Genomic DNA, 25,435 nt, shown 5'->3' with positions numbered 1-25,435 from the left:
GCGTTCCTGTGGCAACAGTGACCCGCTTTTCCGGCTTGACGAACGCCAATGGTAAGCCGTAGCTTACCGTTCGTGGGCACTTACCGAACTGAGGACGGGTGGGACGCCCTGGGCGACCCGACGCGGCGGGCGATCATCGCGTGTCTCGCGGAGCAGCCGCGGGCGGTCGGCGAACTGGCCGCGGTGCTGCCGGTCAGCCGACCGGCGGTGTCGCAGCATCTGCGGGTGCTGAAGGACGCCGGCCTCGTGACGGACCGCACGGCGGGCACGAAGCGTGTCTACCGGCTCAATCCCGCCGGCGTGGCCGCCCTACGAGATCAGCTCGACACCTACTGGAGCCGCGCGTTGGACGGCTTCAAGGACGTCGCCGAGCAACCTGACGAGGAGGAATCATGAGTGGAACGGATGCGGTGGTGCGGCGGCAGATCGTGGTCGACGCGCCGGTCGAGCGGGCTTTCGCAGTGTTCACGGAGCGGTTCGGCGACTTCAAGCCGAAGGAACACAACCTGCTGTCGTCGCCGATCGCGGAGACGGTGTTCGAGCCGAAGGTCGGTGGGCACATCTACGACCGCGCCGAGGACGGCAGTGAGTGCGCCTGGGCGCGGATCCTCGTCTTCGAGCCGCCGGACCGGCTCGTCTTCAGCTGGGACATCAGCCCGGCATGGCAGCTCGAACAGGATCTGGAGAACGCCAGCGAGGTCGAGGTCCGGTTCGTCGCCGAGACACCGCAGCGGACCCGGGTCGAGTTGGAGCACCGCAATTTGGACCGGCACGGTCCGGGCTGGGAGTCGGTTCGTGACGGCGTCGGCCACGACGAGGGCTGGCCGCTGTACCTGAACCGCTACGCCGACCTGTTCACCGAGGCGAGATAGCGCAGACCCTGCGCCGTTGCCGCAAGAGCCGACGGCGGCGCAATAGGCTCCGGATCGTGCACGGATTCACCGACGTCGACCGGCAGTCAGACCCGGAATCGTGGGTCGGCGTGCTCGATCGCCTCGCCGACGAGCCCTTCTACCAGGCGTATCAGCATCGGGTCCGGGAGCTGCTCCATCCGGTGCCCGGCCGGCGCTACGTCGAGGTCGGTGCGGGCACCGGGGCGAGCGCGGTCCGCCTCCGAGACGAACACGACGCCGGAGTGGTCGCCGTGGACCGCGCCGCGACCATGGCTGCCACCATGCAGGCGCGCGGCTTGACGCAATGCGCCGTCGCCGACGCCCACCGGCTGCCGTTCCTCGACGACTCCTTCGACGGCGCCTGGTCCGACCGCACCGTGCAACACCTCGCCGATCCCCGTGCTGCGATCGGGGAACTCGTCAGGGTCGTCCGGCCGGGTGGCCGCATCGTCCTCGCGGACCCCGACTACGACACGCAGGTGCTCGACATCGCCGACCAGGATCTGGCGCGACGTGTGCTGCGGTTCCGGGCGGACGTCCTCCTCCGCAACGGCACCCTGGCCCACCAGCATGCCGGCATTCTCGCCACGTTCGGCCTGGCCGACGTCACCGTCGAGCCCCGAACGCTGCTGGTTCGCGACCCGGCTGCCGCCGACAACGTTCTGGGCCTGCGCAGCTGGGCCGCCACAGCGGCTCAGCGCGGCGTACTCGAACCCGGCGAAGCTCGCTCGTTCGAAGACCAGTTCGACGAGGCCGTCGACGCGGGCCGGTTCACCTACGCGGTCACGTTCTTCCTCACCGCGGCCACCGTCACCTGAGGCGGACGCCGGCCGCGGCAGCCTGGTGGAGGCGATGCGGCAGGCCGGTTTCGACCTCAGCGAGGACGACGACGCCGACTTCTCGGTCCATACCGAGGCGGCGTTCGCCCTCGCCGAGCACCTCACCGGGGTCCGACTGGCTCCGGAGCTTCTCGGGTCGGCGACGTACGTGTGCGGCACCGCCCCGATACCTCGGAAGCCCTGACCCGGCTCCGCCGGGCAGTGAGCGGGCCGACACCTGTCGGGGTGTAGGCAGGCGGGGCGTCGGGTACCTCGCGCCCAACCCCGCACCCCTGCCCAGGAGGACCCTATGACCGTCGTACTCGCCGTTGTCTGCAAAGACGGGGTGGTGATCGGCGCGGACTCCCAGATCACCGAGAGCGGCCGCGGTCTGAGCTTCCCCGCCCAGAAGCTGCACCCGCTGGGCGACTGCGCCGCCTGGGGCGGCAGCGGCGCGCGGGGAGTACTCAACGACCTGCGCCCTCTTCTCCAGGACTCGGCCACCGCCATCCTCGAAGCACCGGACATCGGCGACGAGCTGCAGGAGCGCGTCCTGCCCGTCTTCAAGAAGCACTACGAGAACTACATCCCGGACGTACCCGGCGAGGGCAGCGGCGGCGGGGTGTCGGCGTACCTGCTCGCGGCCGGCTACAGCCAGGGCGGACCGTGGATCGTGGAGATCAACCCCAACGGGCTCATCGGCCGCTACGAGGACGTGGGCTTCCACGCCATCGGCTCGGGCGCGCCCATGGCCCAGCAGGCCGGTGCGCTGCTGTCCCACTTCCGGATGACCACGCGCACCGTCGAGTACGGCGTGGTGGGCGTGGTGCGGGTGCTGGAGGCGCTGGAGCGGACCTCGCCGTCGGTCGGCGGGCCGTTCAGCGTCGCCTGCATCCGTGAGGAGGGCGCCCACCACCTCGACGAAAAGGAGATCGCCAAGGCGCTGAAGGACGCCAAGCGCTGGCGCGACCTCGAACAGGAAGCGCTCGACCGGCTGTTCGACTGACGCCGGTGGGTGATCGGCGACGACCGGCACGGTGGCGGCCCGTGGCGGTCCTCCACCGTGCCATCCGTGCGAGATCGAAAAAGGCCGTCTCCGACTGGCGGAAACGGCCTTTGAACTGGGTGGAGCTGAGGGGATTTGAACCCCTGACCCCCTCGATGCGAACGAGGTGCGCTACCGGTCTGCGCCACAGCCCCTCCGCCGGCGAACCAGCGTCGGTCCCACCCAGCTTTCACCGGGTGGGCCGGCGACAAGGCTAACAGGTCGCGCCCCCACGACGCGAACCGCCCCACCGCCCCCGTAGATCTTGGAAGAAAGCGGCCCCCGGAGGGGCCCGATTCTTCCAAGATCGCCCGCGCCGGGCGGAGCCCGGCGTCGGCGAGGCGGGCGAGGGGGTCAGGCGCCTCGGCCGGACTGGTAGGGGCGTCCGCGCAGGCCGCCCGCCCGCCGGTAGGACACCGAACCGCCACTCGCGGCCGGCGGCAGGTCTGCGGGACGGTCCAGCCCCATCGCCGTACGCCGGACCGCCTCGCGCTGGGCGGCCAGCCGGCGCTGCGCCTCCCGGCGGGCCGCCGCGCGCCGGGCCTGCTCGCGGCGCACCTCGGCCTGCCGGGCGGCCAGCCAGGACGCCTCGCGGGCGTCCGCGCGCCGCCGCCGACGCTCGGCCAGGGCGCGCTGCCGCAGGTGTACGACGTACGCCACGAGCAGTGTGCCGGTGACCGAGACGCTGATCCAGAACCCGGGTCCGACGAGCACCACGCCACCCAGCTCGACCAGGTTGAGCAGCAGCAGTGCGGCCAGCACCCGCCGCCGACGGTAGATCGCCGGGGTGTGCCGCCGCCGCGGCGGGTGCCGTCGGCGGGACTGGGCCGGCACCGCGGAGACGGGCCGGAGCCGCCCCGAGCGACGACGCAGCGGCGGCGCGGAGACCGGACGGGCGAGACTGCCCGTGTCGGCATCTTCACTGAGGGTCACGACGAGGGAACGCGGCGGATGCAGCGGTCGCCGCCCGGGCACGGTGCGCCGCCGACGCCGGCGCTGGAGCACCCGCGCCGTCGACTGCGCCCGCTCCGCCACCAGCCGCTCGGTGGCGTCGTACCGGCGGACCAGCGCCGGAGCGAGGGCGAGCAGACCGGCGGCGGCGAGGACGGCGAGGAGCACCGACGTGGGCACCCTCACCCCTCCCGTCACCAAAGTTCTCCGGCGAGCGTCACACCGCCGCAACTTCTTCCGTCGACCGTCGTTTACGGCGCACTTCGTGCGGGCGGGCAGCGCTTGCCACAGCTTGCAGTTACTTGAGGTTACGGGCCGCCGACCCGGTTCACAGTGCGCCGCGCCGGGCGTTCGCCTCAGCGGCGGTTGTCACGTACGCGGTGCCACCGCGCCAGCAGTCCGCCCTCGGCGACCACTTCCTCGCCGGTCATCGCGTATCCGATGTGGTCGCGCCACGCGCCGTCGATGTGCATGTAGCGCACGTGATAGGCCTCCTCGCGGAAGCCGAGTTTCTCCACCACCCGCCGGGAAGGCGTGTTCTCCGGCCGGATGTTCACCTCGATCCGGTGCAGGCCGCCCGGCCCGAACGCGTGGTCCACGGCGAGCGCCACAGCGGTCGGGATCACGCCGCGACCGGCCACCCTGGAGTCCACCCAGTAACCGACGTACCCGGAACAGAACGCCCGCCGCACGATGCTGCCGATGTTGACGTGACCGACCAGCCGCTCCTGCCCGTTCTCGCGCAGGCAGACCGCGAACGGCATCCCCTCACCGGTACGCGCGGACTTGCGCTGGTCGGCGTGGACCAGGCGGAACGCGGCGGGCGAGTTCGTCTCGTACCAGCCGCCGGGCACATGGGACTCCCACGGCGCCAGCCACTCCCGGTTCGCGCGCCGGATCTCCGACCAGGCGGTGGCGTCCGATCGCCGGTACGGCCGGAGCACCACCGGACCGTCCACCAGCACCGCCGGCCACCCCGGCGCCCGCCGGAACCTCACCGAGCCGGCCCTTCGCTCGCGACTGCGGGGCTCGCAAGCTCACTCCTCGCGCTCACCGAGCTTGCCTTTCGCTCGCGACTGCGGGGCTCGCAAGCTCACTCCTCGCGCTCACCGGCGCCGGTCCAGCAGGAGCACATCCACGGTGGACCCGGCAGCCGCGGTGGTGACCCGCTCGCCGAGCACCAGCAGGCCGTTCGCCTCGGCCAGGCCGGAGAGCGTGTACGGACCACCGGCCAGCGGCTGCACCGTGTACCCGCCTCCGCGCCGCTCGGCCACGTGCGCGGGCCGGAACTCGCGCAGCCCCACTGGGGACGAGACCGTCTCCAGCAGGTGCGCGCGGACGCTCGGCCGGAACACCGGCTCGGCCCCGGCCAGCAGCTGGATGGCCGGGCGGGCCAGCACCTCGAAGCCGATCAGCGCCGCGCCGGGCTCACCGGGAAGACACACCACCGGCACCTCCTCGGCGCCGACCGTACCGAACCCGAGGGCCGTTCCGGGATAGAGGGCCACCTCTGTGAAGGTGACCGGTCCGGCCCGGCCGCCGTCGCGGCGGGACAGGATGCGGCGGACCATGTCACCGGGGCCGGTGCCGGTGCCGCCGGTCGTGATGATCAGGTCGGCACGCAGCGTCTGGTCCTCCAGCAGGCCGCGCAGCGCCTCCGGGTCGTCGTCGCAGATCCCCACCCGGTACGCGAGCGCGCCCGCCTCCGCCGCCGCCGCGGTCAGCGCGTGCGAGTTGGTGTCCACCACCTGCCCGGGCTGGCTGCCCCGGCCCACGTCCACCAGTTCGTCGCCGGTGGCCACGATGACCACCCGCGGGCTGGGCCGCACCACGACGTGCCCGATGCCGGTGGCGGCGAACACCGCGACCAGGGCCGGGGACACGTACGCGCCGGCGCGGGCCAGCAGCGTGCCGGCGACGAGTTCCTCCCCCGCGCGGCGCAGGCCGTACCCCCGTTTGGGGGCGCGGAAGATCTCGACGGCGGCCATGCCCTGGTCGGTCCACTCCACCGGGACGACCACGTCCGCGCCGATCGGCAGCGGCGCGCCGGCCGCCACCGAGAAGCAGGAGCCGGGGGTGAGCCGGACCGGCCGCCAGCTCGCCGCGCCCAGGTCACCCACCACGTTGAGGCGGATGCTGCGGCCGCCGGGCATACCGGAGGGGGCCGGGACGTAGCCCGGCCCCCGACTCCCACCGGAGATGTCCTCCCAGCGCGCGGCGTACCCGTCCACCGCCGCCTGGTCGAAGGCGGGGTACGAGTGCGGGGCGACCACGTCCTCGGCGAGCACGTTGCCGTACGCCTGGGTCAGGTCGAGGTCGAGTGGAGGCAGCGCGCGTAACCTGCGCAGCACACTGCCCAGGTAGTCGGCGAGCGGCGTCAACTCGTTCGCGGCCGCCTCGGCGTCGGCCGTCGCGGTCATGTATCGGCACCGCCGGACGCGTCGCGGATGCCGTTGAGGACGGCGGCGGTGACCGTCTCGTCGCCGTTGTTGACGAACTCGGTCAGCCACTTGCGGAACTCGGCGCCCAGATCCTCCCGCTCGGCGGCGATCTGCACCACGGTCTGGAGGTAGCCCAGCGGCATGCCGGTGTCGTAGCGGGTGCCCCGGTAGACGATGGCGTGCACCGGCACCCCCTCGGTACGCAGCAGCTCCATCGCGTCGGTCAGCTGGATCTCGCCGCCGCTGCCCGGCTGGGTACGCCGGATCGCGTCGAAGATCTTCCCGGGGAGCACGTACCGGCCGAGGACGGCGAGGTTGCTGGGGGCGTCCTCCGGGCTGGGCTTCTCCACCATGCCGGTGACCTTGACGACCTCGGCGATGTCGGCGTACTCCGACTCGGCGGGCTCGACCGACGCGATGCCGTAGCGGCTGGTCTCGGCCGGGTCGACCTCGAAGAACGCGAGCACGACGCCCCCGGTGCGGGCCTGGAGTTCCAGCATGGCCGGCAGCAGCGGCTCGGACGGCTTGACGAACTCGTCGCCGAGCAGCACCGCGAAGGGCGCGTCGCCGACGTGCGACTCGGCGTACCCGACGGCGTGGCCGAGACCGAGCTGTTCCGGCTGGCGGACCGTGTAGATCGCGGCCAGTTCCTCGGTGCGCTTGACCTCGGCCAGCAGCTCCGGCTTCTTGGCGAGCCGTTCCTCCAGGTCCGGCCGGCGGTCGAAGTGGTCCACCATCGAGGTCTTGCCGCGACCGGTGATCAGCAGGATGTCGTCGATGCCGGCCTGCGCGGCCTCCTCGACGATGTACTGCAGCACCGGCCGGTCGACGACCGGCAGCAGTTCCTTGGGAACCGCCTTGGTGGCCGGCAGGAACCGGGTGGCCAGGCCGGCGGCCGGGATCACGGCCTTGACCGCGCGGGAGCGGCCGGGGGCCGCTGAGGGGTTCGCTGAGTGCTCCGACATGTCGCGAGACTATCGGCCACGGCTCTGCCGCGGCGGGTGAGGACCGGAAGACGCGCCGCCCTGGACGGTGCCCGCCGGGTCCGCCGCGCCGGCCCGGGGCAGCCCGTCCGGCGGGCCGGCACCGGCGGCCACCACCGGGATCTCCTGGGTGGGCACCGGATCGGGCGCCGGGGCGAGCCGGTAGCCGTCGCGTCCGGCGGCCTTCGCCGCGTACAACGCGTCGTCGGCGGCGTCGAGCACCTGCTGGCCGCCGGCGGCGTGGTCCGGGTAGACGGCGATGCCGATGGAGACGGTCACCGGCACCCGCACCGGCTCGTCGCCGTTCCCCTCGACCGCCACCGGCTGGTCGCGTACCACCGCGCCGAGCCGCTCGGCGACGATCGTGGCACCCCGGGCGTCGGTCTCCGGCAGCAGCACCACGAACTCCTCGCCGCCCTGCCGGAATGCCAGGTCCACCTCGCGGATCACGCCGCGTACCCGGCGGGCGAACTCGACCAGCACGGCGTCCCCGGCGGCGTGCCCCCAGGTGTCGTTGACGTTCTTGAACCGGTCCAGGTCGAGCGCGAGGACGCTGAGCATCCGGCCGAACCGGTTCGCCCGCTCCACCTCGCGGCGGATCGACTCGCGCAGGTAGCGGTAGTTCCACAGCCCGGTCAGCGGGTCGGTGAGGGAGAGCCGCTGCGCCTCCTCGTGCACCCGGACGTTCTCCACGGCGACCGCGGCGTGCCCGGCGAACGTCCGCAGCGTGACCACGTCGTCGTCGTGGAACTCGTGCCCGCCGAGCCGGTCGTAGAGCACGAGCACGCCGAGCGCAGCACAGGCCGAGCCGGGCGGGTCGCCGTCGGCGGGCGGGTGGCCGGGCCGGTCCGGGCCGCGCGGCTCGGCGGCGCCGGGGGTGGCGAACGGCACCGCCACGTACGTCTCGCAGGACGGCTCCCCGGTCGGCATGTCCGGCGGCGCCCACCGCCCGCGCACCGGCTCGCCGGTGGCGGCCACCGCGCCGAGCACTCCGGCGCCGACCGGCACCCGCAGCGTCGCCGGGTCGGCCGGGTCGCCCGTCGGCCAGCGCCCGGTCAGCCCTTCCACGCACCGCCCGACGAGGACGCCGTCGCCGTCGACGAGCAGCACCGCGCCGGCCCGGGCGCCGGTGGCGGCGATCGCGCTGTCCAGGATCACCCGCAGGATGCGTTGCAGGTCGTGCGTGCTGGCGAGCGTGTCGCCGAGCACCGCGAGGTGGTTGCGGAGCTGGTCGCGGCTGCTGGTCAGCGCCGTCACGTAGGTACCGGTCTCCCGGGTCATCCGGTTGAACGCGCTGGCCAGCCGCCCGATCTCGTCGCGGCTGCGCACCGGCACCCGTGCGCTCAGGTCGCCGCGCGCCACTCGGTCCACCGCGCCCGCCAGCTCACCGAGCGGCCGGGTGGTCACCCGGGCCAGCCGCCAGGCCGCGAGCACTGCGAGCAGGGCGGCGAGCGCGACGGCGGCGATCAGCGCCCCGTACAGGCCGGGCGCACGTTCCCCCGGCACCGACAGCACCAGCGGCAGCGGCTGACCGGGAGACGGACCGACCCGCCGCACGTACCGGCCGTCACCGGTGCCGGTCACCCGGTTCCCGTCCGCCTTGCCGGCGGCGGCCAGCACCGCTGCGCGTACCCCCTGGTCCTCGGTCGTGTGGGTGATGCCGCCGGGGTCGTCGAGGAGGGTGACCCCGACGCCGGTCACGGCGGCGAGCCGCGCCACGAAGGCCCGGTCGACGGGCTGGGCGGCGGCGACCGCGCCCAGGTCGGTGCCGGCCGGGTCGCGGAGCCCGACCCGGGCGGAGAGCGCCCCGACTCCGGTGGCGGGCGCGTCGGCGCAGTCCTGCCAGCGCCCGGCCGGCCCGCCCGCCGTGGCGTAGGTGGTGCGGCCGGCGGCGTCGGCCATCCGCACGGCGGCGGCCAGGCCCCGGGCGACCACCTGGTCGGCCGCGCGCGACCGGGCGGCCGGCTCACCGACCAGGGCGACCGCGTCGGCCGCCGCGCGTAGTTGCTGGCAGAGCGCGTCGATCGAGGTACGGACGCCGGCCGCGGCCAGACCGAGCCGCTCGGTGGCACGGCTGTGGTCGACGGCGCTGAGCGTGGCCCCGACGAAGAACGCGCCGAGCAGGACGGGGCCGAGGACCACCGCGAGGAAAGCCGCCGTCAACCGCCCGCGTAGCGTCAATCTTCCCCCCGGAAGTTCCGCTCCCTTGGTGCGATGCTGACACAGAGCGACCATTAGGCAAGCGTTGCGTCAGGAGTGTTGCGTGCCGGAATTTTCGGATGAAGCGCACGATGCGAAGCGGGAGATGCGCATCGCGCTACTCGCCGCGCGCCGGTCGCTGTCCGCGGCCGACCGCGCGGTGGCTGCGGCCGCCGTCCAGGCCGAGCTGGTGACGTTGGTACGCCGGCTGCGGCCGGCCAGGATGAGCGCGTACGTGCCGGTCGCCTCCGAGCCCGGCGGGGACGACCTGCCGGACGTGCTGCGCGCCGCGCTGCCGCCCGACGCCGAGTTGCTGCTGCCGGTGCTCCGCGACGACCTGGACCTGGACTGGGCCCCGTACACCGGCCCGGAGTCGTTGCGCGCCGCCGGCCGGGGCCTGCGCGAGCCGACCGCGCCGCCCCGGGGGCGTACCGCAGTGGCCGGAGCCGCCCTGGTCGTGGTGCCGGCGGTCGCGGTGGACCGCCGGGGCGTGCGGCTGGGCCGGGGCGGCGGCTCGTACGACCGCGCGCTGGCCCGGGTGCCCGCAACCGTGCCGACGGTGGCACTGTTGCACGACGGCGAGCTGGTGGAGGCGGTGCCCGCCCTGCCGCACGACCGTCCGGTGCACTGCGTGATCACTCCGGCGGACGGGCTGGTGGCGGTCCCGGGTGTGGGCCCGGGCGCTTCCGCTGGACGAACCCGGGGGTCATGACGCACCATTGGCACTCGAAGACCACGAGTGCCAACAGGCCGTGCCGAAGATCCGGAGGAGAACGTGCCCACGTACCAGTACGCCTGCACCGCGTGCGGCCACCAGCTCGAGGCGGTGCAGTCCTTCTCGGACGACCCGCTGACCGAGTGCCCGGCGTGTGAGGGGCGGCTGCGAAAGCTCTTCAACTCGGTGGGCATCGTGTTCAAGGGCTCCGGCTTCTACCGCACGGACTCCCGTTCGTCCGGCTCCGACAACGGCACCGCGACCACGAGCAAGCCGGCCAAGTCCGAGTCGTCCTCGTCGTCGTCGGACTCCTCGTCCTCGTCGTCCTCCTCGTCCGGGTCGTCCTCCTCGTCCGGTTCCGGGTCGGGGTCGACGGCGAGCAAGGCGCCGGCGGCGTCCAGCTCGTCCTGACTCAGCTTCCTCACGCGTCACGTGGCCGTCCCCGCTCGGGGGCGGCCACGTTCCGCTGTCGCCGCCCGATCGAGGAGAGCCACGTGCCGGTTGCCGGTTGCGGAGCGCAGGTAGCGGTCTGCCGTTCCTCGCCGGCCCGTTCTTCACCGCGGCGTCCCCGCACGGATCGGTTGTCCACAGGGCGGCGGGTTATCCACAGGCGCGTGCCGCGGGGCGGCGACCGGCTTCGGGGCGGGCCTAGCCTGCGGTCGGACGGTTGACCGGCGGCGGGAGGCAGCGGTGACGGATGGCGAGGCGACGTTGCGTCCGGTCCGCTGGCGCGGGCTGCCCCGGCGCCGGGCGCTGCTGCGGGTGACACTCGTCGCGGTGTTGCTGGGGCTGGCCGCCGCGGTGCTCCAGGCGCCGCCGTCCTGCCCGCCACCCCGCGTCCTGCCGGCCGCCCCGGCGACGGCGTCGCCGTCCGGCGGCATCCGCGCCCTGCCGGCCGGTGCGGTGGGCGTGCCGATCCGGCTGGCCGAGCCGGCCGCGCTCGCGGTGCTGCGCCCGGGTGCACGGGTCGACCTGCTCGTCGTGCCGGCCGGCGGTTCGCCCGACCCGACGCTGCTGGCTCCGCGCGCGTTGGTGCTCGACGTGGTCGGCGCCACCGGAGCGGTCGACGGCTCCTCGGCGCTCTACCTGGCGCTGCCGCCGGAGCAGGCCCGGCGGGCGGTCGGGCTGCCGGAGGGCAGCCGCTTCGCCGTGGTGGTACGAGGCTGACGTGAGCTGAGCGGTCAGCCCCAGTGCGGGGGGCGCTCGGCGAGCAGCCAGTCGTCGTTGCCGCCGGGGCGCTCGCCCCAGCCACGGTCGGTGTCGTCGCTGGTCTGCTCGGGCAGCACCACGAAGTCGTCGCTGAGGTCGACCACGCGGTCGTCGTCGTCGCGCGGTGTCCGGATGGCGGGGTCGGTCACGAGCAGCAACGATACCGCCGAACGGGCCGCCGGGCTCGATCCCGGGGACCGGCCGGATCGTCCCCGGAACGGCCGTACCGGGCCGGAACGCCACCCACCGGGCGCGAAGGGCCGGGATGGCGGTGATCGACGCGTCGGGCGGCCGACCGGCCGGGGGCGTTGGTAGCGTCGGTCGGCGTGACGACGCCGAGCGGTGGCAGCCCTGACGACGAGACCTGGCGACGCCCGGAGCAACCGGCCACGGCCGGGGAGAACGCCTCCACGGCGGTCACCGAGGGCGGCGCGGGCACCCACCCGGCCGATCCCGGCATCCGGCCCGGTGGTGTCGCTGACGCCGACGGGGATCATGCCCCGGACCGCGCCGACGAGCCGGTCGGGACCGCCGGGCAGCCCGCCCCGAGCACCCCGGCGGCAGACCCGGCCGTCACCGGCAGGATCGGCACCGCCGGAGCCTCCACCGGCTCCGCCGGAACAGCGGAGACGCCGGAGGTGACCGGAGCGGCGGACACGCCGGAGGCGGCCGGGAACGCCAGCCCGTGGTCACGCGAGGCGGCCACCGAGAGCCCGTGGGCCCGGCCGGAGGCGGCCGGCGGCTGGACGGTGGCCGGCGGCGCGTGGCCGGGCCCGCCCGGCCGTGGCACGCCTCCCTCGGGGTACGCGGGACCGCCGCCGAGCACGCCCCCGCCGCCCGGCTGGCGGCCACCGGTACACGTGCAGCCGTCACCACCCCGCCGGCTCCCGCCGCAGGACATGGCCGCGATGGACCAGGCGGAGCAGCGCGCGCAGCGGCTCACCTACGGCATCGGGGCGGCCGTCGCCGTGGTGCTGGTGCTGCTCACCTGCCTGCTGTGCTCGCGGGTGCTGTTCTGAGTCAGACGACGCCGTCCCAGACCATCTTGGCGCCGCTGTCCCCGGTCCAGTAGACGTACACGATCGCGAAGACCGCGAGCACCGCCACCACGACGGTGAGCACCACGGGGAGCCAGCGGGGCAGGTTCCGGCCCGCGACGAGGCGGCTGGTCGACAGCACGAGCAGCAGCGCGGCGACGCCGAGCCCGAGCGCGAACCAGAACAGCGTGTCGCCGTACTCGGCGTGCTCGCTGATCTGCTGGAGCCGGTCCGGCGGGTAACCCTTCGCGCGCAGGGCCTCCTCCAGCTCCTCGCCGGATTCGGTCGCCACCCAGGCGACGATCGGGGTGACCACGGCCAGCGCCGCGACCGCCCAGTCGAGGCGGTGCCGCCAGCGGGGCAGCACCCCGTATCCGACGGCGAGCAGTGCCAGCAGCGGCACCAGCACCACCGCCGCGTGGATGACGAGCACATGGACCGGCAGACCGTTGATTTCCCTGAACACCGACACCTCCGGCGAGTGGGTGGTTTGGCGCGCTCAGCGTACGGCGTGACGCCGCCTTCCTCGATACACGCGCGGGCGGCGGTGCCGGTTCACCTGTGGCCCCGGCCACGGGTGAACGACGCTCGCTTGTCGGCCCGCCTGCCCCGTGCTGTCATGGATCCATGTCCACAGGTGAGGAGCTGCTCCGGTCGAGGGGCCTACGGGTCACCCGGCCGCGTCTCGCCGTGCTGGACGTGCTCTCCGCCGGCGGTCACCTGGAGGTCGACGAGATCACCCGGCGGGTCCGCCAGCGGATCGACTCGGTCTCCACCCAGGCCGTCTACGACGTGCTCGGCGCCCTGTCCCGGGCCGGGCTGTCCCGCCGGATCGAGCCGGCCGGCAGTCCCGCGCGGTACGAGGCCCGGGTCGGCGACAACCACCACCACGTGGTGTGCCGGGGCTGCGGTGAGATCGCCGACGTGGACTGCGCGGTCGGCAGCGCCCCCTGCCTGGACCCGAACGTGGCGCACGGCTTCGAGCTGGACGAGGCGGAAGTGACCTTCTGGGGCCTCTGCCCGGCCTGCCAGTCCCGCCGCTCCGCCGACGACTGACGGCCGCACGAGGACGGCCGCACGCGGACGGCCGTGCCGTCGGCGGACCGCCGCACCGAGGACGGCCGACGAAGGCACGTGGCACTCTTGATCGGTGGACACCGAAGACCTCGGCCTCTTCGGTCCGGGATCGGTCACGTGGAAGGTGCACGAGGAACCGGTCCTGATCGTCGCCGGCCTGCGCTCGCTCTACCTCCAGGCGCTGCATCCGCGCGCGATGGCCGGCGTCGCGCAGAACAGCAACTACCGCACCGACGCCTGGGGGCGGCTGGTCCGCACGGCGACGTACGTGGCGACGACGATCTACGGCACGACGGCCGAGGCGGAGGCGGCCGGGCGACGGCTGCGTACGCGGCACGCCCGGATGCGCGCCACCGACCCGTTCACCGGTGAGGAGTTCCGCGTCGACGATCCGGAGCTGCTGCGCTGGGTGCACGTGACCGAGGTCGAGTCGTTCGTGAGCACCGCCCGGCGGGCCGGGCTGGCGCTCACCGACGACGAGGTGGACGGCTACTACACCGAGCAGCGCCGGTCGGCGGCCCTGGTCGGGCTGGACCCGCACGACGTACCGGGGACCGCCGCCGAGGTGGCCGACTACTACCGGGACGTACGCCCGCAGTTGCGGATGACCCGGGAGGCGGCCGAGACCGCGTTGTTCCTGACCGCGCCGCCGATCCCGTGGAAGCTCAGCCTGCCGGCGCGGGTCGGGCTGAACCTGGGGCCGCCGCGCTGGGCGTACTTCGGGATCGCCGCCACCGCGCTCGGGATGCTGCCGCCCTGGGCGTTGCGGCTCTACGGTGGGCTGGGCCTGCCCACCACCGCCCTGTCGGCGGACCTGAGCGCGCGGGCGCTTCGGCTGGCGCTGGCCGCGGTGCCCCGGCGCTACCGGGAGGGTCCGTTGCAGCAGGCCGCCAAGGAACGCGCCGCCCGCCTGACCGCGGCGTGACGGCGCCGCGCACTCATTCCGGGTCGGCGAAACGCTCGACCGCGGACCAGGGCTCCTTGCCCGGGGTCTGCGCGCCGGTCGGGCACGTACGCCGGTAGTCGCACCAGCCGCACCGCGGACCCGGCTCGGTGGGGAACGCCGTGTCGGGGTCGGTGCCGTCGGCGACCGCGCGCTCGGCGGCCATGATGTCGCGGGCGGTGTCCTCCGCGCGGGTGAGCTGCCGGTGCAGGGACTCCGGCGTGTGCTCGTGGGCGGCGACTGTGCCGGTGGGCAGGTGGTGCAGCTCGACCCGGCGGCACGGCTTGCGGAACACCCGCTCGGCCGCGTACGCGTAGAGCGCGAGCGCCTGCGAACCGCGCGCGTCGTCGGCGTCGAGGCCGGTGCGGCCGGTCTTGTAGTCGACGATGACCAGCTCGGGCCGCCCGTCCGGGCCGGGACGCGAGTCGATCCGGTCGGTGCGGCCGTTGAAGGCGAGCACTGCGGTTTTCACCGCGACGACCCGTTCCACGCCGACCGGCTCGTCGGCCGGGTCGAGGCCCGCCACGTAGCTCTCCAGCCAGGTCAGCGCCCGCCGGAAGGCGTCGCGCTCCTGCTCGTCGTCGCGGTAGCCCTCGCGGACCCAGGTGCCCTTGAGCAGCGTGCCGAGCGCCTCGGGGCGGCGGCGGTCGGGGACCAGCGCGTACCAGTTCTTCAGCGCGGTGTGGACGCTCGCGCCGAGCGAGTTGTGCGCCCACGGCGGGCCCTTCGGCGGCGCGGGCCGGTCGACGTAGGCGTAGCGGTAGCGGCGGGGGCAGTCCGCGTACGCGCCGAGTTTGCTCGGGGTGCAGACGAACAGGCGTTCCGGCATGCCCTCGAAGCCGAGCTGCTCGGGCTGCTCGGCGCGGGGTCGGGGAGCCCGGGAGCCGGTGGGGCCGGCTGCTGACGGTCGTCGCACCCCTGAGATCCTGCCACCCCGGTACGACAGCGGACGAAGCGCTCAGGCGTTGTTGAGGTACTGGGTCACGAACGCGGCGATCGCGTCGGCGATGAGCTGCACGGCGATGGCGGCCAGCAGCAGGCCGGCGATCCGGGTCAGCACCTCGATGCCGCCGGGGCGGAGCACCTTGACGATCCCGCCGGAGAAGCGCAGCACCACCCAGACCGTGACCATCACCGCGACGATGGCCAGCGCGATGGCCAGGTAGTCGACGGGACCGCCGGCCTGCTGCACGAACAGCATGGTGGCCACGATGGCGCCCGGCCCGGCCAGCAACGGGGTGCCGAGCGGCACCAGCGCGATGTTCGAGGTGACCTGCTGGCTCGGGTCGTCCGCCTTGCCGGTCAGCAGCTCCAGCGCGACGAGGATCAGCAGCAGGCCGCCCGCCGCCTGGAGGGCGGGCAGGTCGACGTGCAGGTACGCCAGGATCGTCTGCCCCGCCACCGCGAAGATCACGATGACCCCGAGCGCCAGCGCCACGGCCTGCCAGGCGGCCCGGTTCCGGTCGCGCGCGGGCAGCGGCCCGGTCAGCGCGAGGAAGATGGGCATCATTCCGGGCGGGTCGACGATCACCAGCAGGGTCACGAAGACCTCGCCGAAGAGCTTGAGATCCACGCGGACACGGTAGCCGTGCCGCCGGAGCGCTTCAGCTCGAAGCGACAGGGGTCACCCCGCGGGCCAGCGCGACGATCCGCTCGTACGCCTCGGGCCCGGTGGTGTGCGCGCCGAGCCGGACGGTCTTGTGCGTGCCGTGGAAGTCGGACGATCCGGTGACCAGCAGTCCCAGGTCGGCGGCGAGCGCGCGGACGTGCTCCCGCTCGGCCGGGTCGTGGTCCTCGTGGTCGGCTTCCAGCCCGGCCAGGCCGGCCGCCGCCAGGTCCGCGATCAGCTCGTCCGGCACGATCCGGCCGCGCCGGCTGGCCTTCGGATGGGCGAAGACGGGCACGCCACCGGCCGCCCGCACCAGCGCCACCGCCTGGAACACCTCGATGTCGTCCTTCGGCAGCCGGTACCGCTCGCCGAGCCAGTCCGGCCCGAACGCCTCGGTGGTGGTGGCGACCAGGCCGGCCCGGATCAGCGCCTGCGCGATGTGCGGGCGGCCGACGGTGCCGCCGCCCGCGCCGGCCAGGATCTCCGTCCAGCTCACCGGGATGCCGTCGGCCTGGAGCAGCCGGACGATGCGCTCGCCGCGTTCCTCCCGGGCTCGCCGGACCCGGGCCAGCTCCGCGGCCAGGCGCGGCTCGGCCGGGTCGAACAGGTAGGCGAGGAGATGCAGCGGGATCGCCGGTTCGGCGCCGAACCAGCGGCAGGAGATCTCCGCGCCGCGGATCAGGGTGAGGCCCGGCGGCAGGGCGGCGACGGCGGGCGCCCAGCCCGCGGTGGTGTCGTGGTCGGTGAGTGCCACCACGTCGAGCCCCGCGTCGGCGGCGGCCCGGACCAGTTCGGCGGGCGTCAGGGTGCCGTCGCTGGCGGTGGAGTGGGTGTGCAGGTCGATGCGGGCGGGGACGCTCACCCGCCCGACGCTACGCCCCGTCGGGCACGGTGGGGACGTCGGCCACCACCACCGGGTGGTCCTCCGGCGCCAGCCCCTCGACCTTCGAGGCCGTGGGCCGGTCACCGGCCAGCACCCGCTCGGGCTTGACCCGGACCAGCCCGCCGCTCGCGTCCACGTGCAGCGCCACGCCACCCCGGGTCCAGGCCACGCCGGCGGCCAGCACCGGGCCGGCCGGGTGGGTGACCGGCCTGGCCGGGTCGGCCAGGTCGACCAGGAGGGCGGTGCGCGACGTGCCGTTCGCGAGCAGCCACCGGCCGTCGGAGGAGACGGCGCCGAGTCCGTCGGTGGCCAGCTTCAGACCGCATCCGGTACGCACCGGGGCGAGGTCCCGGGCGGGGTCGAGCAGGGCCAGGCACGGCTGCTGGTCCCGGCCGGCGGCGACCAGGGCGACCACCCTTCCGTCGGGCCGGGTGCCGTAGACCGCGCGTACGTCCGGGTTCACCGGGCCGGGCTGCCCGCCCAGCGCGCGGTCCCAGACGCTCATCCCGCCGTCGCCGGGCTGCCGGATCAGCACGGAGTCGCCGGCGAAGCCGACCGGCACGGCGCCGTCCGGCGCGACGGTCCGGACCGGCGCGATGAGCTGGCCGGCGACCACACCGGCGGCGATCACGTCCGTGCCGTCCCGCCAGGCCACCTGGCGGCCGTCCGCGGAGACCGCCACCGCGTCCGCGGCGGCGAGCATGACCTGCGGCGCGGCGCCACCGACCGGCACCCACCAGAGGGTACGGCCGGCGACGGTGGCCGCCGAGGTGAGCAGCCAGCCCTCCTGGTCGTGGATCCGCTGCGCCCGTTCGACGCCGCTCACACCGGTCAGTTGCCGCCGTTCGCCGCCGCTGGTGTCCAGCCGGTCACCGACGAGCAGGTCGAGCTCGGCGCGGACCGGCCCGAAGCGGGTGATCGAGGACGGCCCGGAGGTCTCCGGGGACGGGAAGAGGACGGGCGGGTCGCCGAGCACCACGGTGGGCGTGCCGCCGTCGCCGCCCGACGCGCTGAACTGGGCCACCCCGGTGGTGACGAACACGGTGGCGACCCCGGCCAGGGCCAGGCCGGTGAGCGTACGCCGCCGGCCCGTGCGCCGCGCCCGGCGCAGGATCTCCCCGGCCGGGTCGACGGGCAGCGGGCGGGACGTCGCGACGCGGCGGGTCAGGGTCTCCCGCAGCGCCCGCTCCAGCTCGTCGTCGCTCACGGGGAATGGACGCTCCGGGCTGCCCGTCCGGTTGTCACCGTGCTGCCGGGTGCCGCTCATCGGCTCTCCGCCGGGATCGGGACGGCGGGGCGGACCGGAGTCGCGGGTGGGACCGGTCGCGGCACCCGGGCGGCGGGCCGTCGCGCCGGGGTACGCGCCGGCTCGGCGCTCCGGGCCGGCGGGACCGACCGGCCGGCCGCGGACGGGGCGGACGGGGTCGCCGCGGGCGCGTCGGCCGGTGCGGGCAGGCTCAGGGCCGCCTCGGAGCCGAGCCGGCGGCGCAGCGTGTTCAGCGCCCGGGAGGTCTGGCTCTTGACCGTGCCCGGGGAAATCTCCAGCAGCGCGGCGGTCTGTGCCTCGGACATGTCCTCGTAGAAGCGCAGCACCAGCACCGCCCGCTGCCGGGCCGGCAGCGCCTGGAGGTGCCGCCAGAGCGCGTCCCGGTCGAGTTGCTGCTCGATCTCGTCGACACCGGCGCGCTCCGGCAGCACCTCGGTGGGGCGCTCGCCGTGCCAGCGGCGCCGCCACCAACTGGTGGACGTGTTGACCATGACGCGGCGGGCGTACGGCTCGATGGCGTCGATCCCGCCGAGCCGCTTCCAGGCGAGGTAGGTCTTGGTCAGCGCGGTCTGGAGCAGGTCCTCGGCGGTGGCCCAGTCACCGGCGAGCAGGTACGCGGTACGCAGCAGCGCGCCGGACCGGGCCGCGACGAATTCGCGGAACTCCTCCTCCAGCGGATCTCTGCTCACCACGCTCATCTCCCCCCGTCCTGCCTGGCAGAATGCCACGGCCGGGCCGGTCGGGTCGATGGCGGAAGGTGTGCAGTTCATCCGATGTTCGGACGAAAAGTTTCAGGCTCCGTCGTCGGCCTTCGCCTCGTCGGCCTCCTTGCCCAGCCGCGCCTCGACCGCCTGCGGCTCGTACATCTCCTCGACCACACGCAGGTAGAGCTCGTTCGGGTTGGGCAGGTTCTTGATCACCCGGAGCGCCTGTTCCTGACCGGCGGACTCCAGCACGAACGTGCCGTAGTTGAGGGCGCGGCCGGTCGGGCTCTGCTCGTACTTCATGTCGGTGACCCGGGTGAGCGGCATCATCGCGACCTGCCGGGTGATGATCCCGTTGACCACCATCACCCGCTTGTTGGTCAGGATGAACCGGTCGTACCACCAGTCGGCGACCTTCCACGCGACCCAGCCCATCACGGCGAACCAGAGCAGCACGGCGACTGTGGTCAACGCGCCGACGTCCCGCCCGGCGAGGAAGCCGGAGAGGTAGCCGAGCACGAACGTGGCCGCAACGCCGACGATGATCGGGGTGGTCAGGTGGATCCAGTGCCGCTTCCACTCGCCCCGGTAGCGCTCGGTGGGGAAGAGGTAACGCGCCACGAGCGAGCTGGGCTCGTCCTCCAGCGGCAGCACCCGGCGGGGTGCCATGCCGGAGGCGTCGGACCGCAGCCCGGCCAGCTCGTCCTCCGAGATCGGCTGGTCCGGGAAGCCGTCCGGGTCACGTGCCCAGGCCCGGCCGGACCGCCCCTCACCGGCGTACGCGCTGCCGTAGCCGGCGTCGTCCGCGTCCGCGTACGGGCCGGGGCCGTAACCGGCCGGGTCGTCCGGGTCGATCCGGGGAATCGGCTCGGTGTCGCGTTCCCGGCGTGCCCGGTCGGGGTCGTCCGGGTCGAAGGGTGGACCGGAGGGGCTTCCCATGGGCGGCTAGGCGACGAGGTTGGTGAAGAAGTCGCCGAAGCCCTGCGCGATGTCCATGATGCCGCCGCCGAGAGACTTGAAGACGTCGGCGGCGGAGTTGGGCCGGTACGCAACAAAGAAGATCAAGAATGCGATGCCGGCCCAGGTGAGGACCTTCTTGACCATAGCGGGCCATCCTCTCGCGCGGCGCCGGGTCCGTTTACCGCAGCGGCACCCAGAGTATCAGCATGGTGTCTTACCGTGAATATCTGCGTCCGCTCCCCGACTCGCCGTGGCGAGCCGGTCAGGCCCGCCCGTGCAGGTACGGAGACGGTGCGCCGTACACGAGTTCGGGCGGTGTCCACTCGGTGAGGTCGTGCAGCACGACTTCTTCCGCGAGGAGGTGACCCGCACTCGCCGGCCAGGCTATCGCATGGAGCCACATTCCCCGAGCCTCGCCGGCGTACGCGCTTCGATCCGTTTCGGAGCGGACGAGCCACAGTGGAGTCGGATGACCGCCCACCCGGATCTTCGCGTGCGGCAGCCGCTCGGGATGACCAGGGCCGGGATCGGTGAGCGCCTCCTCCACCTGCGGGCCGGGATCGGGGCCGGGCAGTCCCGCGAAGCGGGATCCGAGCCCGACGCCGGGTTCCTCGGCGACGAAGATCAGGTCGGCCGGCCCACCGTCCAGGGGGGCCGGTCCGGCGCAGGCGACCAGCGTGGCCCGTACGCCCGCGCGGTCGTCGCCCGCCCACGCCACGCCGGTGAGCGTCCAGCCCGGCGGGAGCGGCCACGGGCACCACAGCGGCATCCGGAGCCGGTCGGCCGGGTCGGGGTCGGCGGCCATCCGGTCCACCACGCTGGCAATGATCTCGGCGCTGATGTGCTCCGGAACGTGCAGCGGCGCGACCGGGCCGCAGCGTACGCACCGGTGCTCGGCGTGCATCAGGTCCGGCTCGCGCACCGGGCCCGCACATCTCGGACAACTCACCGCGACAGTCACACCCTCACCGTCGCCCCGGACCCGCCAGGCGTCAAGCGGGGCGGGCGGACGAGCGTGGGATTTCCGTCCGGTGGTGGACCCACGCGGCGTTTCAGTCCGGCGGCGGCCCGGCGTACGACCGGATCCATGCATGCATGGCGATGCCGCTGGCCACACCCGCGTTGATGGACCGGGTCGAGCCGTACTGGGCGATGGAGAACAGCGCGTCGCAGGCCGACCGGGCCACCGCCGACAGCCCCGGCCCTTCCTGGCCGAACAGGAGCACGCAGCGGCGCGGCAGCACCGCCGTCTCCATCGGCCGGGAGCCGGGCAGGTTGTCGATCCCGACCACGGGCAGCCGTTCGTCGCGCGCCCAGGCGACGAACTCCTCGATCGTCGGGTGGTGCCGGACGTGCTGGTAGCGGTCGGTCACCATGGCGCCCCGCCGGTTCCACCGCCGCCGTCCGACGACGTGCACCTCGGCGGCGAGGAAGGCGTTGGCGTTGCGGACCACGGTGCCGATGTTGAAGTCGTGCTGCCAGTTCTCGATCGCCACGTGGAAGTCGTGCCGGCGCCGGTCCAGGTCGGCCACCACGGCCTCGCGCCGCCAGTAGCGGTAGCGGTCCACCACGTTGCGCCGGTCCCCGGTCGCGAGCAGCTCCGGGTCGTAGCGCGGGTCGTCCGGCGGGTCACCGGGCCACGGCCCCACACCCACGTCGAGCTGGTCGTCGGTCACGGTCTGCAGAGGGTACGGCCCGGCGGCGTCACCGGTCAGCGCAGGTCGAGCGCGCCGCCCAGCCGGTCGAGGAAACGTGTGTCGGCGGGGCTCGGCGTGGTGTGCCCGGCCCGGCACACCCGGGCGGCGACCGACTCCACCCACTGCCGGTACGCCGCCGAGTCGGCCGGGTCGGCCCGGCGGTGCAGCACCCGTACCGCGGCCCGGGCGGCGGCCAGCAGGTCGACCAGGTCGGTCAGGCGCTCGTCCCGCTCGGTGGCCCCGTCGTGGCGGGCGTAGATCGCGGCCACCACGGCGCGGACGAGATCGCTGTCGAAGGCCCGGCCGGCGGCCACCGCGTCCAGGCCGGCCAGACCGGCGGCGACGCCGCGCGGCGGGCGCCCGGGCCCGGGTGAGGCGGCGGCGACGAGGACGCGGCCCGGCAGGTCGGTCAGCAGGTCCCACTCCGCCGCAGAGTAGGCGGCGGTGGTGAGCGGTGCGGCGCGGCGACCGGCGGAAGGCGGCTCTCCGGCTACGGAGTGGCTCATGGGCACCTCCAGCCCGAGCATAAGCCCCCGGACGAGGTCCGGGCCCCGTCCCCGCCGAACGGAGAACGAGGCCCGGCGGCCGTACGGACGCCTGGTCAGCGCGGCTCGGGGAAGCTGGGACGCTCCGGGTCGACGCCGTCCGGGACGGCGGCGGCCGCGTACTCCTTCTTGGGGACCATGACCTTGCGGCGGAACACGCAGACGAGCGTGCCGTCCTGGTTGTAACCGCGGGTCTCGACCGCGACCACGCCGCGGTCGGGCTTCGAGGCCGACTCCCGCTTGTCCAGCACCGTCGTCTCGCCGTAGATGGTGTCGCCGTGGAACGTCGGCGCGACGTGCCGCAGCGACTCGATCTCCAGGTTGGCGATCGCCTTGCCGCTGACGTCCGGTACGGACATGCCCAGCAGCAGCGAGTAGATGTAGTTGCCGACCACCACGTTGCGCTTGAACTGCGAGGCGGACTCGGCGTAGTGCGCGTCCATGTGCAGCGGGTGGTGGTTCATGGTGAGCAGGCAGAAGAGGTGGTCGTCGTACTCGGTGACCGTCTTGCCCGGCCAGTGCCGGTAGACCGCGCCGACCTCGAACTCCTCGTAGTAGCGGCCGAACTGCATCCTTGTCCCCTTCACGGGCGGCGATGGAGTTCGGCACAGCATGCCTTATCGCTTGTTAAGGCGAGGGGCGGGGCACTCGCCCGGCGGAAATGTCACACCGGGGGCCACCGGGGTCCGGACGCAATGAGCGGCGGGGCCCTCCCCGGCACCCGCCGCCCACGCTCTGATGCGAAGAATTCTGCCGTACGAACACCCGGCGCGGACAGAGACGGAGGTCACATTTATCTTTTCGTAACACTACTAAAAGTAACCGACAGGCGGTCGGTAAGCGATCTCCGCAGGCCGGATAGATGCTCGTCAAGCCCGAAGTTACCGATACGTAGCGGCAACAGAGCGTGATCTCCTTGGAAACGCTCCCATCACGTCCCGTCACGCAAGTGCGGCATGCATTTGCGTTCCGCACGGCCGGGCCGGACAGATGGTGTTCGATGTGCCCAGGGTCACCGTCCGGGCGCTCAGCGTTTCGTCACCCGCACGACGGGAATTCGGACGGACTGACCCTGGTTCCACCGGACGTACGACAATCCGCGGTGATCGGAGAGAGCAAATGGCAACGGTTGAGCTGACCACGGCCAACTTTGACGAGGTGACCGGGCGCGACGGGATCGTCCTGCTCGACTTCTGGGCGGACTGGTGCGGCCCGTGCAAGCGCTTCGCCCCGGTCTACGAGCGCTCCTCGGAGAAGCACCCGGACATCGCCTTCGGCAAGGTCGACACCGAGGCGCAGCAGGAGCTGGCGGCGAAGTTCAACATCAGCTCCATCCCCACGATCATGGCGATCCGTGACGGCGTGATCGTCTTCGCCCAGCCGGGCGCGCTGCCGGAGTCGGCGCTGGAGAACCTCATCGAGCAGGTCCAGGCGCTGGACATGGACGACGTCCGCAAGAAGCTGGCCGAGCACAACCACTGACGTTCCACACGCCGCCGGCCGGTGCCCACCTCGGGCACCGGCCGGCGGCGTCTTCGCACTCCCGACCGGCAGGTTCGCATTCCTGACCGGCAGGTTCGCATTCCTGACCGGCAGGACGGACAGCCAGGAATGGCCGAGAGAGGGACCGTTTCGGACGCTTCACTCCCGTAACGTCACGAGACGATGGAGACCTTGACCGCCCGGGGGCGCGCGGTCCGGCTGGGCGCCACAGCGCTCGGCCTGGCGCTGTTGATCTTCGGCACCGTGCGTGGCACCGACGACGACTTCCCGTTCGGGCCGTTCCGGATGTACTCCACCTCCGACCCGCCGAACGCGCCCGCACCGGACACCCGCGTCGAGGGCGTCGACCGCACCGGGGCGGTGGTGCCGCTCGGCCAGGAGGCCACCGGCATCCGCCGGGCCGAGATCGAGGGGCAGCAGGACCGGTACGCCGCCGACCCGAGCCTGCTGCGGACCGTCGCCGATGCGTACGCCGAACGCCACCCGGGCGCACCGGAACTGGTGGAGGTACGGATCGTGGTGCGCTGGTTCGGCATCCAGGGCGGCCGCCCGACCGGCGAGTGGACCGACGAGACAGCCGTACGCTGGGAGACCGGCGGATGACCGCCTGGCTGACCGAGGCGGTTCCGCGCGGCCGGATCGCCGCCTTCCGCACCCTGGTCTACCTCTTCGTCGCCGCCGATCTGGTCGTCTTCACCCCCTGGGTGCGCACCCGGGTCGACGTTCCCGGCGACCTCTACCAGCCGCTGCTCGTCGGCCGGCTGCTCCCGCTGCCCACCCCCACCCCGGCCCTGGTCGGCGTGGTGTTCTGGACGCTGCTGGTCACCGCGCTGCTCGCCGCCACCGGCCGGGCGCACCGGCTGCTCGGCTGGACGGTCTTCGCGCTGTACTTCGAGTGGATGGTCGTGGCGATGAGCTACGGCAAGGTCGACCACGACCGGTTCGCGCTCCTGGTCGCGCTCGCGGTGCTGCCCACCGCCGGCCGTGCCCGGCACGGCGACCCGATCCGTACCGAGGCGGGCGGCTGGGCGCTGCGGGTCACCCAGATCTCGGTCATCTGCACGTACTTCCTCGCCGCCTGAGCCAAGTTCCGCTTCGGCGGGTGGGACTGGGCGAACGGCTCGGTGCTGGCCCGGGCGATCATCAGGCGCGGCACCGACCTCGCCGACCTGATCGCGCAGGTGCCGCACCTGCTGATCGTGGCGCAGTTCGGCATCCTCGCGTTCGAACTGCTCAGCCCGCTGGTGTTCGTGCTGCCGGCCCGGTGGCGGACGATGACCGTCGGCTTCTTCTACTCGTTCCACCTGGTGACCATCGCGACGATCACCATCTCGTTCGCGCCGCACCTGGTGGCGATGACCAGTTTCCTGGCGCTGGAGAAGGTCCGCCCGGTGGTGTTCGTCAGGCGCCTGCTCGGCCGCCCGCCGCCGACGCCTCCCGCCGACGGGGTGCCTGCGCTCGACCAGCCCGCGACGGCGACCGCCTGAGCGCGGGTATGCGACTCACGCGGTCGGCCCCGGCCGCCCGGCCGGACCGTACAGCCGCTCCCGGGCCTCCTGCGGCAGCGCGCAGGCGGCCGTGCCACCCGGCATCCGGTGCCGGTTGCGGGCCACCCAGCGGTACGCGGGCCAGGCGGCCGCGCGGACCGGCGGGAGGCGCAGCCCGGCCCCGGCGAACCGCCAGAGCGGCCCGCTGTCGCCGAGCAGCCGGGCGATGGCGTCCGGCCCGGCGGCCCGGGAGCCGTCGGCGCCCACCCACTGGACCGCCTCCTCGCACTCGGCCTCCGTCAGACCCAGCGCCGCCAGGTCGGCGAACTGCCACGGCACCACGCGGGCGCCGGTCGGGACACGACGCTCGATGAACTGCGCGCAACTGGTGCAGAAGGCGCAGTCGCCGTCGTAGACGAAGGTCGACGTCTCCATGCCCCCCATCCTGCACCGCCCCGGGACACGGCGG

General features: G+C 73.6%; 32 protein-coding genes, 1 tRNA gene and 2 pseudogenes. 14 read left to right on the top strand and 21 right to left on the bottom strand.

Annotated elements, in window-relative coordinates:
* The first annotated feature begins 48 nt into the window (after positions 1 to 48).
* From V6U82_RS06740 to V6U82_RS06720, 5 genes are all read left to right on the top strand, one after another.
* Positions 49 to 396 (top strand): ArsR/SmtB family transcription factor, encoded by a 348-nt coding sequence (locus V6U82_RS06740; protein WP_334459875.1) that lies wholly within the window; start codon positions 49 to 51, stop codon positions 394 to 396.
* Positions 393 to 872 (top strand): SRPBCC family protein, encoded by a 480-nt coding sequence (locus tag V6U82_RS06735; protein ID WP_334459874.1) that lies wholly within the window; start codon positions 393 to 395, stop codon positions 870 to 872. The genes V6U82_RS06740 and V6U82_RS06735 overlap by 4 nt, the downstream gene beginning before the upstream one ends.
* Before the next feature lie 56 nt (positions 873 to 928).
* Positions 929 to 1,711: a methyltransferase domain-containing protein gene (locus V6U82_RS06730; protein WP_334459873.1), complete on the top strand. Its 783-nt coding sequence runs from the start codon at positions 929 to 931 to the stop codon at positions 1,709 to 1,711.
* Positions 1,712 to 1,736: 25 nt separating this feature from the next.
* Complete coding sequence (locus tag V6U82_RS06725) at positions 1,737 to 1,916, top strand: DUF6461 domain-containing protein (protein WP_258545052.1); 180 nt, start codon at positions 1,737 to 1,739, stop codon at positions 1,914 to 1,916.
* A 105-nt stretch (positions 1,917 to 2,021) separates the two neighbouring features.
* Positions 2,022 to 2,717 carry a proteasome protein gene (locus V6U82_RS06720; protein ID WP_128137791.1) on the top strand — a complete coding sequence of 232 codons (696 nt, stop codon included), beginning with the start codon at positions 2,022 to 2,024 and terminating at the stop codon, positions 2,715 to 2,717.
* 120 nt (positions 2,718 to 2,837) lie between these two features.
* Here the strand turns inward: V6U82_RS06720 and V6U82_RS06715 are convergent.
* From V6U82_RS06715 to V6U82_RS06690, 6 genes are all read right to left on the bottom strand, one after another.
* Positions 2,838 to 2,911: transfer RNA gene (locus V6U82_RS06715), tRNA-Ala, on the bottom strand.
* A 199-nt stretch (positions 2,912 to 3,110) separates the two neighbouring features.
* Positions 3,111 to 3,893, bottom strand: a complete 783-nt coding sequence (gene sepX / locus V6U82_RS06710; protein WP_334459872.1) for a divisome protein SepX/GlpR — start codon at positions 3,891 to 3,893, stop codon at positions 3,111 to 3,113.
* Between the two features lie 170 nt (positions 3,894 to 4,063).
* Positions 4,064 to 4,705: a GNAT family N-acetyltransferase gene (locus V6U82_RS06705; protein WP_128138207.1), complete on the bottom strand. Its 642-nt coding sequence runs from the start codon at positions 4,703 to 4,705 to the stop codon at positions 4,064 to 4,066.
* A gap of 108 nt (positions 4,706 to 4,813) precedes the next feature.
* Complete coding sequence (locus V6U82_RS06700) at positions 4,814 to 6,127, bottom strand: molybdopterin molybdotransferase MoeA (RefSeq protein WP_334459871.1); 1,314 nt, start codon at positions 6,125 to 6,127, stop codon at positions 4,814 to 4,816.
* A complete protein-coding gene (locus tag V6U82_RS06695) occupies positions 6,124 to 7,113 on the bottom strand; it encodes a UTP--glucose-1-phosphate uridylyltransferase (RefSeq protein WP_120571750.1) in 990 nt (329 codons plus the stop codon). The genes V6U82_RS06700 and V6U82_RS06695 overlap by 4 nt, the downstream gene beginning before the upstream one ends.
* A 9-nt stretch (positions 7,114 to 7,122) precedes the next feature.
* Positions 7,123 to 9,312, bottom strand: coding sequence for a sensor domain-containing diguanylate cyclase (locus V6U82_RS06690; protein ID WP_334459870.1), 2,190 nt, complete (start codon positions 9,310 to 9,312; stop codon positions 7,123 to 7,125).
* Positions 9,313 to 9,394: 82 nt separating this feature from the next.
* Between V6U82_RS06690 and V6U82_RS06685 the strand changes: the two genes are divergently transcribed.
* Together V6U82_RS06685 and V6U82_RS06680 are read left to right on the top strand one after the other, a co-directional pair.
* On the top strand, positions 9,395 to 10,042 hold the full coding sequence (locus tag V6U82_RS06685) for a 5-formyltetrahydrofolate cyclo-ligase (protein WP_128139205.1): 648 nt from the start codon (positions 9,395 to 9,397) through the stop codon (positions 10,040 to 10,042).
* A gap of 27 nt (positions 10,043 to 10,069) precedes the next feature.
* Positions 10,070 to 10,198, top strand: a pseudogene (locus V6U82_RS06680) (FmdB family zinc ribbon protein); the annotation flags it as partial.
* 62 nt (positions 10,199 to 10,260) lie between these two features.
* Here the strand turns inward: V6U82_RS06680 and V6U82_RS06675 are convergent.
* Positions 10,261 to 10,470, bottom strand: coding sequence for a hypothetical protein (locus V6U82_RS06675; RefSeq protein ID WP_334460334.1), 210 nt, complete (start codon positions 10,468 to 10,470; stop codon positions 10,261 to 10,263).
* Positions 10,471 to 10,735: 265 nt separating this feature from the next.
* Here V6U82_RS06675 and V6U82_RS06670 point away from each other — a divergent pair, with 265 nt between their 5' ends.
* Positions 10,736 to 11,212 carry a flagellar biosynthesis protein FlgA gene (locus V6U82_RS06670; RefSeq protein ID WP_334459868.1) on the top strand — a complete coding sequence of 159 codons (477 nt, stop codon included), beginning with the start codon at positions 10,736 to 10,738 and terminating at the stop codon, positions 11,210 to 11,212.
* Positions 11,213 to 11,226: 14 nt separating this feature from the next.
* Here V6U82_RS06670 and V6U82_RS06665 read toward each other — a convergent pair whose 3' ends face one another.
* Positions 11,227 to 11,403, bottom strand: a complete 177-nt coding sequence (locus tag V6U82_RS06665) for a hypothetical protein (RefSeq protein ID WP_174361685.1) — start codon at positions 11,401 to 11,403, stop codon at positions 11,227 to 11,229.
* 177 nt (positions 11,404 to 11,580) lie between these two features.
* Here V6U82_RS06665 and V6U82_RS06660 point away from each other — a divergent pair, with 177 nt between their 5' ends.
* A complete protein-coding gene (locus tag V6U82_RS06660; RefSeq protein ID WP_334459867.1) occupies positions 11,581 to 12,273 on the top strand; it encodes a hypothetical protein in 693 nt (230 codons plus the stop codon).
* A gap of 1 nt (position 12,274) precedes the next feature.
* Here V6U82_RS06660 and V6U82_RS06655 read toward each other — a convergent pair whose 3' ends face one another.
* Positions 12,275 to 12,757 carry a DUF2231 domain-containing protein gene (locus V6U82_RS06655; RefSeq protein ID WP_128138229.1) on the bottom strand — a complete coding sequence of 161 codons (483 nt, stop codon included), beginning with the start codon at positions 12,755 to 12,757 and terminating at the stop codon, positions 12,275 to 12,277.
* 161 nt (positions 12,758 to 12,918) lie between these two features.
* Between V6U82_RS06655 and V6U82_RS06650 the strand changes: the two genes are divergently transcribed.
* Complete coding sequence (locus V6U82_RS06650; RefSeq protein WP_030501115.1) at positions 12,919 to 13,347, top strand: Fur family transcriptional regulator; 429 nt, start codon at positions 12,919 to 12,921, stop codon at positions 13,345 to 13,347.
* A gap of 94 nt (positions 13,348 to 13,441) precedes the next feature.
* On the top strand, positions 13,442 to 14,293 hold the full coding sequence (locus V6U82_RS06645; RefSeq protein WP_334459864.1) for an oxygenase MpaB family protein: 852 nt from the start codon (positions 13,442 to 13,444) through the stop codon (positions 14,291 to 14,293).
* Positions 14,294 to 14,306: 13 nt separating this feature from the next.
* On the opposite strand, the gene V6U82_RS06640 is transcribed toward V6U82_RS06645, so the two are convergent.
* From V6U82_RS06640 to V6U82_RS06590, 11 genes are all read right to left on the bottom strand, one after another.
* Positions 14,307 to 15,140: a RecB family exonuclease gene (locus V6U82_RS06640; RefSeq protein WP_258545188.1), complete on the bottom strand. Its 834-nt coding sequence runs from the start codon at positions 15,138 to 15,140 to the stop codon at positions 14,307 to 14,309.
* A 129-nt stretch (positions 15,141 to 15,269) separates the two neighbouring features.
* Positions 15,270 to 15,884 carry a MarC family protein gene (locus V6U82_RS06635; protein ID WP_120571759.1) on the bottom strand — a complete coding sequence of 205 codons (615 nt, stop codon included), beginning with the start codon at positions 15,882 to 15,884 and terminating at the stop codon, positions 15,270 to 15,272.
* A 31-nt stretch (positions 15,885 to 15,915) separates the two neighbouring features.
* On the bottom strand, positions 15,916 to 16,782 hold the full coding sequence (locus tag V6U82_RS06630; RefSeq protein ID WP_334459861.1) for a PHP domain-containing protein: 867 nt from the start codon (positions 16,780 to 16,782) through the stop codon (positions 15,916 to 15,918).
* A 10-nt stretch (positions 16,783 to 16,792) separates the two neighbouring features.
* On the bottom strand, positions 16,793 to 18,010 hold the full coding sequence (locus tag V6U82_RS06625) for a hypothetical protein (RefSeq protein ID WP_334459859.1): 1,218 nt from the start codon (positions 18,008 to 18,010) through the stop codon (positions 16,793 to 16,795).
* 56 nt (positions 18,011 to 18,066) lie between these two features.
* A complete protein-coding gene (locus V6U82_RS06620; RefSeq protein WP_334459858.1) occupies positions 18,067 to 18,768 on the bottom strand; it encodes a SigE family RNA polymerase sigma factor in 702 nt (233 codons plus the stop codon).
* 93 nt (positions 18,769 to 18,861) lie between these two features.
* Positions 18,862 to 19,713, bottom strand: a complete 852-nt coding sequence (locus V6U82_RS06615; protein ID WP_128138837.1) for a PH domain-containing protein — start codon at positions 19,711 to 19,713, stop codon at positions 18,862 to 18,864.
* Between the two features lie 6 nt (positions 19,714 to 19,719).
* Positions 19,720 to 19,878 carry a hypothetical protein gene (locus tag V6U82_RS06610; RefSeq protein ID WP_013283898.1) on the bottom strand — a complete coding sequence of 53 codons (159 nt, stop codon included), beginning with the start codon at positions 19,876 to 19,878 and terminating at the stop codon, positions 19,720 to 19,722.
* A gap of 118 nt (positions 19,879 to 19,996) precedes the next feature.
* Positions 19,997 to 20,683 carry a DUF6758 family protein gene (locus V6U82_RS06605; protein WP_334459856.1) on the bottom strand — a complete coding sequence of 229 codons (687 nt, stop codon included), beginning with the start codon at positions 20,681 to 20,683 and terminating at the stop codon, positions 19,997 to 19,999.
* Positions 20,684 to 20,786: 103 nt separating this feature from the next.
* Complete coding sequence (locus tag V6U82_RS06600) at positions 20,787 to 21,410, bottom strand: TrmH family RNA methyltransferase (RefSeq protein ID WP_334459854.1); 624 nt, start codon at positions 21,408 to 21,410, stop codon at positions 20,787 to 20,789.
* A gap of 35 nt (positions 21,411 to 21,445) precedes the next feature.
* Entirely contained in the window at positions 21,446 to 21,937 is a 492-nt protein-coding gene (locus tag V6U82_RS06595; RefSeq protein ID WP_334459853.1) for a hypothetical protein, read from the bottom strand.
* A 95-nt stretch (positions 21,938 to 22,032) separates the two neighbouring features.
* Entirely contained in the window at positions 22,033 to 22,548 is a 516-nt protein-coding gene (locus V6U82_RS06590) for a MaoC family dehydratase (RefSeq protein ID WP_013283894.1), read from the bottom strand.
* Between the two features lie 547 nt (positions 22,549 to 23,095).
* On the opposite strand from V6U82_RS06590, the gene trxA reads away from it, so the two are divergent.
* From trxA to V6U82_RS06575, 3 genes and pseudogenes are all read left to right on the top strand, one after another.
* Entirely contained in the window at positions 23,096 to 23,458 is a 363-nt protein-coding gene (gene trxA / locus V6U82_RS06585; protein ID WP_013283893.1) for a thioredoxin, read from the top strand.
* A gap of 183 nt (positions 23,459 to 23,641) precedes the next feature.
* Positions 23,642 to 24,082 carry a hypothetical protein gene (locus tag V6U82_RS06580; RefSeq protein ID WP_128138894.1) on the top strand — a complete coding sequence of 147 codons (441 nt, stop codon included), beginning with the start codon at positions 23,642 to 23,644 and terminating at the stop codon, positions 24,080 to 24,082.
* Positions 24,079 to 24,966, top strand: a pseudogene (locus tag V6U82_RS06575) (MFS transporter permease). The gene V6U82_RS06580 and the pseudogene V6U82_RS06575 overlap by 4 nt, the downstream one beginning before the upstream one ends.
* Before the next feature lie 15 nt (positions 24,967 to 24,981).
* Here the strand turns inward: V6U82_RS06575 and V6U82_RS06570 are convergent.
* Positions 24,982 to 25,401, bottom strand: a complete 420-nt coding sequence (locus V6U82_RS06570) for a thiol-disulfide oxidoreductase DCC family protein (RefSeq protein ID WP_334459852.1) — start codon at positions 25,399 to 25,401, stop codon at positions 24,982 to 24,984.
* Positions 25,402 to 25,435 lie beyond the last annotated feature (34 nt).

It is taken from the genome of Micromonospora sp. CPCC 205554, assembly GCF_036902745.1.
GTDB lineage: Bacteria > Actinomycetota > Actinomycetes > Mycobacteriales > Micromonosporaceae > Micromonospora > Micromonospora tulbaghiae.
The sequence above is the reverse complement of the archived record's forward strand: the minus strand, read 5'-3'. Positions and strand labels throughout refer to the sequence as shown.

Bases quoted from the DNA above. Each gene is read 5' to 3' on its own strand.
- trxA (WP_013283893.1), top strand. From the start codon at position 23,096: ATGGCAACGGTTGAGCTGACCACGGCCAACTTTGACGAGGTGACCGGG.
- V6U82_RS06580 (WP_128138894.1), top strand. From the start codon at position 23,642: ATGGAGACCTTGACCGCCCGGGGGCGCGCGGTCCGGCTGGGCGCCACA.
- V6U82_RS06570 (WP_334459852.1), bottom strand. From the start codon at position 25,401: ATGGAGACGTCGACCTTCGTCTACGACGGCGACTGCGCCTTCTGCACC.
- V6U82_RS06740 (WP_334459875.1), top strand. From the start codon at position 49: ATGGTAAGCCGTAGCTTACCGTTCGTGGGCACTTACCGAACTGAGGAC.
- V6U82_RS06650 (WP_030501115.1), top strand. From the start codon at position 12,919: ATGTCCACAGGTGAGGAGCTGCTCCGGTCGAGGGGCCTACGGGTCACC.
- V6U82_RS06620 (WP_334459858.1), bottom strand. From the start codon at position 18,768: ATGAGCGTGGTGAGCAGAGATCCGCTGGAGGAGGAGTTCCGCGAATTC.
- V6U82_RS06720 (WP_128137791.1), top strand. From the start codon at position 2,022: ATGACCGTCGTACTCGCCGTTGTCTGCAAAGACGGGGTGGTGATCGGC.
- V6U82_RS06595 (WP_334459853.1), bottom strand. From the start codon at position 21,937: ATGAGCCACTCCGTAGCCGGAGAGCCGCCTTCCGCCGGTCGCCGCGCC.
- V6U82_RS06700 (WP_334459871.1), bottom strand. From the start codon at position 6,127: ATGACCGCGACGGCCGACGCCGAGGCGGCCGCGAACGAGTTGACGCCG.
- V6U82_RS06610 (WP_013283898.1), bottom strand. From the start codon at position 19,878: ATGGTCAAGAAGGTCCTCACCTGGGCCGGCATCGCATTCTTGATCTTC.
- V6U82_RS06590 (WP_013283894.1), bottom strand. From the start codon at position 22,548: ATGCAGTTCGGCCGCTACTACGAGGAGTTCGAGGTCGGCGCGGTCTAC.
- V6U82_RS06735 (WP_334459874.1), top strand. From the start codon at position 393: ATGAGTGGAACGGATGCGGTGGTGCGGCGGCAGATCGTGGTCGACGCG.
- V6U82_RS06695 (WP_120571750.1), bottom strand. From the start codon at position 7,113: ATGTCGGAGCACTCAGCGAACCCCTCAGCGGCCCCCGGCCGCTCCCGC.
- V6U82_RS06640 (WP_258545188.1), bottom strand. From the start codon at position 15,140: ATGCCGGAACGCCTGTTCGTCTGCACCCCGAGCAAACTCGGCGCGTAC.
- V6U82_RS06615 (WP_128138837.1), bottom strand. From the start codon at position 19,713: ATGGGAAGCCCCTCCGGTCCACCCTTCGACCCGGACGACCCCGACCGG.